This is a genomic window from Burkholderia sp. HI2714 (genome assembly GCF_002223085.1).
Taxonomy (GTDB): domain Bacteria; phylum Pseudomonadota; class Gammaproteobacteria; order Burkholderiales; family Burkholderiaceae; genus Burkholderia; species Burkholderia lata_D.
On record NZ_NKFM01000095.1, the window covers coordinates 1 to 5585 of the forward strand.

The 5585-nt window shown below is 62.2% G+C and carries 3 protein-coding genes and 1 pseudogene; 3 read left to right on the plus strand and 1 reads right to left on the minus strand.

Annotated features, from left to right (window positions below):
• A pseudogene (locus tag CFB82_RS40810) lies at positions 1–181 on the minus strand (IS5/IS1182 family transposase); the annotation flags it as partial.
• A gap of 136 nt (positions 182–317) precedes the next feature.
• Here CFB82_RS40810 and CFB82_RS40815 point away from each other — a divergent pair.
• Genes CFB82_RS40815 through CFB82_RS40825 form a run of 3 tightly spaced genes read left to right on the plus strand, consistent with a single transcriptional unit; the run spans position 318 to position 5221 of the window.
• Positions 318–1589: an HlyD family secretion protein gene (locus CFB82_RS40815; protein ID WP_089487870.1), complete on the plus strand. Its 1272-nt coding sequence runs from the start codon at positions 318–320 to the stop codon at positions 1587–1589.
• A gap of 15 nt (positions 1590–1604) precedes the next feature.
• Complete coding sequence (locus CFB82_RS40820; protein WP_089487871.1) at positions 1605–3788, plus strand: peptidase domain-containing ABC transporter; 2184 nt, start codon at positions 1605–1607, stop codon at positions 3786–3788.
• The gene (locus tag CFB82_RS40825; RefSeq protein WP_218829096.1) at positions 3785–5221 is read left to right on the plus strand and encodes a TolC family protein; all 1437 of its coding nucleotides are present in this window, start codon (positions 3785–3787) and stop codon (positions 5219–5221) included. The genes CFB82_RS40820 and CFB82_RS40825 overlap by 4 nt, the downstream gene beginning before the upstream one ends.
• The last annotated feature ends 364 nt before the right edge of the window (positions 5222–5585 follow it).

Here is a 5585-nt window from a genome sequence, read left to right on the forward strand (position 1 = left end):
GCGCTGTCGCGCCGAACAGATCGATCACCTGCGCAGCAATGCCTTCACGATTGCGATGCGCGAACAGCGGCGCCATCGTAGCTTCGAGCTGCGCCCACGGCATGCGCGTCGCGAGCACCGCAAGCGGATGGCGCAGGTCGATCATCGAATCAAGGCGGCTTCGGAAGAAATCGTCGGTCATGTCGGCGCGCTCCAGCTCCCAGGTTCTAAATCAGATCGATATTCGTTCTGGGAGTTCGCAGCATATCCGGCTCCCGGCAATCCCTTGCAGGGCTTGGTTCCACTATGTTTTGCATGTCCGACTCTGTAGTTCATCCATGAAGCAAGACGTCCCTCTGTTTCGAGCCGTTGCGCAAGATGCGCAGCGCACGCAGACGCTCGGCGAGATCGTGCTGATCCGTCCCGTGTCGTTCTCCGTGATGGCAGCGGCAGCCGCAAGCATGGCACTCGGCGTAATCGTGCTGTTCACGTTCGGCACGTACACACGGCGTACGACGGTCGACGGCGTGCTCACCCCCGACACGGGCCTTGTCAAGGTCTACGCGCTGCAAGCCGGCGTCGTGCTGAAGAAGCACGTCATCGAAGGGCAGAGCGTCATGCGCGGCCAGGTGCTCTATACCGTGTCGACTGACCTACAGAGCGCAACTGCGGGACAAACGCAGGCAGCGCTCATCGAACAGGCTCAACAACGCAAGACGTCGTTTCGGCAAGAACTCTACACGACCAAGTTGCTGCAACAGGGCGAGCGTGACACGCTGCAAGCAAAGATTGCGGGCTTGCGTACCGAACTCGCGGGCATTGACGACCAGATCGCCGCGCAGCACACTCGCACGTCAATCGCCGCCGACGCGGCAACGCGCTACGCGGGCCTGCTCGCGCAGGACTACATCTCGAAAGATCAGGCACAGCAGCGTGAAGCTGATCTGCTTGACCAGCGCTCAAAGTTGGCCAGTCTGATGCGCGATCGCGCGAGCACAATGCAAGCGCTGAAGGAAGTGCTCAACCAGTTGTCAGGGCTGTCGCTGAAGCATCAGAATCAGCTGTCGCAGATCGACCGCAGCGTGATTGATGTTGACCGCACGCTGATCGAAAGCGAGGCGAAGCGCGAATTCGTCGTTACTGCCCCGGAAACCGGCACCGCGACTGCGGTGATCGCCGAGCCCGGGCAGACGGCCGACACGTCGCATCCGCTCGCGAGCATCGTGCCGACGGGGGCGAACTGGCAAGCCTACCTGTTCGTGCCGAGCGCCGCGGTCGGCTTCATTCACGTCGGTGACCGCGTGCTCGTCCGATATCAGGCGTACCCGTACCAGAAGTTCGGCCAATACGAAGCGAGCATCGTGTCGATCGCGCGCACCGCGCTGTCGACGGCCGAACTCGCGACGAGCGGTGCGCCCGCGACGCAAAACGCCGCAAACGGCACCTACTACCGGGTCACGGTCGCGCTGAAGTCCCAGAACGTGATGGCCTACGGGAGGGCGCAGCCGCTGCAGGCGGGCATGGCGTTGCAAGCCGACATCCTGCAGGAACGCCGCAGGCTGTACGAGTGGGTGCTCGAACCCCTTTACAGCCTGACCGGCAAACTCTGACACCGACTTGCGCTCATGTCATTCCTCGACCGTCTCTCGTTCGGCATTGGCAGCAAGCTGCCGATGATCCTGCAGACCGAAGCTGCCGAATGTGTCCTCGCGTGCCTGGCAATGGTCGCGGGTTTTCACGGCCATCATGTCGATCTCGCGACGATGCGTGGCCGTTTCCAGGTGTCGCTGAAAGGTGCGGGACTCGGCCGCATGATCGATATCGCGCAACGCCTCGATCTCGGCACGCGTGCGCTTAAGCTCGACCTCGATCAGCTTGGCCAATTGCGCGTTCCCTGCGTGCTGCACTGGAACTTCAATCACTTCGTCGTGTTGAAGGAAGTCAACGGCAAGAGCGCGACGATCTACGATCCCGCGCACGGCGTGCGCAAGCTGTCGCTCGACGAGGTCTCGCGTTCGTTCACGGGCGTCGCGCTCGAATTGTGGCCAACGGGCAGCTTCAAGCTGTGCGAGGCGTTGCCCGCCGTGAAGCTGCGCCAGCTGCTCGGTCCGGTATCAGGATTGTCGCGCTCGCTCGCCCAGATCCTCGTTCTGGCAATTGCACTCGAAGTGTTCACGCTTGCATCACCATTCTTCCTGCAATGGGTGATCGACGAAGTGATCGTCAGCGCTGACCGGGATCTGCTGACCGTGCTGGCGCTTGGCTTCGGGATGTTGCTACTGATGCAACAGGCGACGAGCGCGATTCGCGCATGGGCGCTGATGTATTTCGGCACGACGCTCAACGTCCAATGGCGAGCGAACGTGTTCACGCATCTGCTGAATCTGCCGATTCAGTATTTCGAGCGCCGCCACCTCGGTGAGGTCGTGTCACGCTTCGGTTCGATCGACACGATCCAGCAGACACTGACATCGGCATTCCTGTCCGCAGTGATCGACGGGCTGATGTCAATTGTCACACTTGCGATGATGTTCGTCTACAGCCGTACGCTTGGGTTCGTCGCGCTGGGCACGATGGCGCTGTACGCGCTCTTGCGCTGGCTCTGGTACCGGCCGCTGCGCCGCGCGACGGAAGACCAGGTCATCCGCGCCGCGAAGCAGCAAAGCCACTTCCTCGAAACGGTGCGCGGCGTGAAGACGATCAAGCTGTTCAACCGCCAAAGTGAACGACGCTCGAGCTGGCTCACGCTGCTCGTCGAGCAGATCAACGCCGGTCTGCACATGCAGAAGCTGCAACTGCTGTATCAGCAACTGAACGGGTTGCTGTTCGGCCTCGAAGGCCTCGTCATCATTTGGCTCGGCGCGCGGCTCGTGATGGACGGCGAGTTCACCGTCGGCGTGCTGATGGCATTCAATGCGTACAAGGGCCAGTTCGACAGCCGCGTCGGCAGCCTGATCGACAAATTCTTCGAGCTCAAGATGCTGCAGCTGCAGGGCGAGCGCCTGTCCGACATCGTGTTCGCGCAGGGCGAATCCGACACCGGCGGGCAGCACGTGCCGGGCGAAGCGGAATCCCCCACGGCGGGCATCGAGGCCGACAATTTGGTGTTCCGCTACGCGGAGGGCGAGCCGGCCGTGCTCGACGGCGTGTCGCTGAAGATCGAGCCGGGCGAGTCGGTCGCGCTGATCGGGCCGTCGGGCTGCGGCAAGACCACGCTCGTCAACGTGCTGCTCGGCATTCTCGAGCCGACGAGCGGCAAGATCAAGATCGGGGGCATCGACGTCGAGCGGCTCGGCCTCGACCGGCTGCGCTCGCTCGTCGGCACCGTGTTGCAGGACGATGTGCTGTTCGCAGGCTCGATCGCTGATAACATCAGCTTCTTCGATCCGAATGCCGATCCGAAGTGGATCGCTGAATGCGCACGGCTTGCGGCGGTGCACGCGGATATCGTCGCGATGCCGATGGGCTACAACACGCTCGTCGGCGATATGGGCACGGTGCTATCGGGCGGACAAAAGCAGCGCGTGCTGCTCGCGCGCGCGCTCTACAAGCAGCCGAAGATCCTCGTGCTCGACGAGGCGACCAGTCACCTCGACGTGCAGCGCGAACGCCAAGTGAACGCTGCGGTCAGCGCGCTAAACATGACGCGTGTGATCGTCGCGCACCGTCCGGAGACGATCGCATCGGCGTCACGCGTGATCATGCTCGATGCGGGCAAGGTTGTGCTCGATAGGCCGGCGGCCGCGCTCACCGCGGCGCAAGAGCAGGCTGCCGCTGTGGCAGCGGCCCAACCGGTCGCAGAACGGTGAGCATGATGAAGTTCGCACGCATGCTCGCCACCGCCGCGCTCGCACTCTTCGCGTCGCAAGCCGCCTATGCGCAATGGCTTGATATCTACAAAACCGGAAAGAATGTCTCTGCAATGCCTGCGGCGCCAATGCTGAAGAACGCAGCTTGTCAGCCTGAGGGCGCGAATCATCCGCTCGAACTGCAGGACACGATCCTGCTGGCGATCTGCGCGAATCCGCAGGCGCGGCAGGCGTGGGCAAACGCGCGCGCGCAGGCGGCACAGGTCGGAGTGAGCGAGGCGGCTTATTTGCCTACGCTGAATGCGACAGCGGGTATTCAGCGCGATTGGTCATCGACGACCTATAGTGTCGCGGGAACTGCTGACGTCACTCAGAAGCAGATGACCGCGAACCGTTACGACGCGCTAAACCTAAGTTGGGTACTGTTCGATTTCGGCAAGCGAAGCGCGGCGTTGCGCCAAGCGCGCGAACTGCTTGCTGCTGCGAACGCCACGCAGGACGACACGCTGCAAACGATCTTTGTCAACGCTGCGCAAGCGTACTACAACCTGCGCGATACACAGGCGATGGTCGACGCGGCACGCAAGATCGAGCGCGTCGCACAAGAAAGCCTCGTCGAGGCGAAGGCAAAGCATGACGCCGGGGCGGGTACACTGAGCGACCAGTTGCAGGCGAAGACGAGCTACCGCCGTGCGGTGCTCGACCGGGTGAGCGCCGAAGGCGGCGTGCAGAACGCAATGGGCACGCTCGCAGTCGCGATGGGATTCGACGCGCACATGCCGATGCAGATCGCGTCCGTCGAGCCGGCCATCGATCGCCATGCATATAGAGAAGGCGTGGCGCAATTGATCGACGAGGCGAAGCGGCAGCATCCGAAGCTCGTCGCCGCGCGTGCGAGGCTTGACGCGGCACGTGCGAATGTCGACGCCGTGCGCGCGCAGGGCCGACCGAGCATATCGCTGACGGGCAGCATCAGCCGCAACAATCCTTCGTATCAGCAACAGCCTGGCATCCAGACCATCGCGAGCCACAGCAGCATGATCGGCGTCCAGGTGACGATCCCGCTCTTCGAAGGCTTCGCGTCTGGCTATCGCGTCGCGGCGGCGCAAGCGCAGGCGGACGCTCAGGAAGCGGATATGCAGAACGCGGAGCTGAACGTGTCGCTCGATGTGTGGAAGAGCTATCAGGACCTGCAGACCGACACCGCGAATCTCGACAACTCAAAGGACCTGCTCGATGATGCGCAGCGCGCGCTCGATATCGCGCGTGGTCGTTACAAGGCAGGGGTCGGTACGTTCACCGAACTGCTGAACGCGCAGACCGCGCTCGCCGATGCGCAGAAACAACGCGTGCTGGCGGTATCGAAGTGGCGCATCGCGCGCCTCAAGCTTGCTGCTAGCCTGGGCAACCTCGGGTTGTGGTCGGTGCAATAAGGGGTAGTCGTTGAGCTGTCGACGTCTGCTCAAGCGGAAGAGGCTCATTGACATATTGCCGTTGGAACAAAGATGTGACTGAATCGGCCCGGGTTTTTCGGAGACCTCATCCTTTGAGAGAATGGGGTCATGGAAACCTTAAAATCTGAAAGCAATGTAAAGAAGAAGGCGCAGCCGCAGTACTCGGCCGAGATGCGCGCGCGTGCCGTGCGCATGGTGTTGGACCACCAACGGGAGGGCTTTGTTCGACAGGGTATGCGCTCAGTTGGTTGCGGGCGCAATTAGGCTGTCTTGACGCAAATCGCCTTGCCGAAGCTGTTCCACCGGTTCACGAGGTTCGCAATGATCACGCCCTCGCGCTGCT

What these genes read in the sequence shown, in the direction of transcription:
- CFB82_RS40820 (WP_089487871.1), top strand. Translation starts at nt 1,605, where the DNA reads ATGTCATTCCTCGACCGTCTCTCGTTCGGCATTGGCAGCAAGCTGCCG.
- CFB82_RS40815 (WP_089487870.1), top strand. Translation starts at nt 318, where the DNA reads ATGAAGCAAGACGTCCCTCTGTTTCGAGCCGTTGCGCAAGATGCGCAG.